Origin of the sequence: Aneurinibacillus aneurinilyticus ATCC 12856, assembly GCF_000466385.1 — a bacterium.
GTDB lineage: Bacteria > Bacillota > Bacilli > Aneurinibacillales > Aneurinibacillaceae > Aneurinibacillus > Aneurinibacillus aneurinilyticus.
Genome location: NZ_KE952674.1, coordinates 1 through 381 on the forward strand (window position 1 = coordinate 1; position 381 = coordinate 381).

At 43.6% G+C, this 381-nt stretch carries 1 protein-coding gene; it reads right to left on the bottom strand.

Going from position 1 to position 381, the window contains the following annotated elements:
• Positions 1-21: 21 nt before the first annotated feature.
• The coding region (locus HMPREF0083_RS28935) for a transposase (protein ID WP_040301213.1) at positions 22-381 on the bottom strand (360 nt) is incomplete at its 5' end.

Consider the following 381-nt stretch of genomic DNA (forward strand, 5'->3'; position numbering starts at 1 on the left):
GCTTTTGACATACAAAAAGGCTCATTCCTCCTCAGCGTTCAAGTTGGAATAAGCCTTTGAAAGTTTATCAAGCGTTTTTGTCAAGTTTTTTAGTGTTTGGTTTGTTGGTTGTATTGTATTGTACGATTTCGTCTTTTTACATTGTGTGTCGTCCAGAATCAAAAACGTGATCGGGCGTGTATCTCCTCGTTTGGCTCGTGTCTGGCGAATGGTTTCCATCAAACAGGAAAGCCGTTGCTTCGTAACGTGCTTTGAACACCACGGCGGCGATTCCTGTAAAAAGCGAGTCATACAGCTAAGGTCGCGATCATGGTTTGTCAATCTGCAAATTTGGCTGATATTGACACGCCCTTCGCAAAGAATGATGCCGTGAAGAAAGGC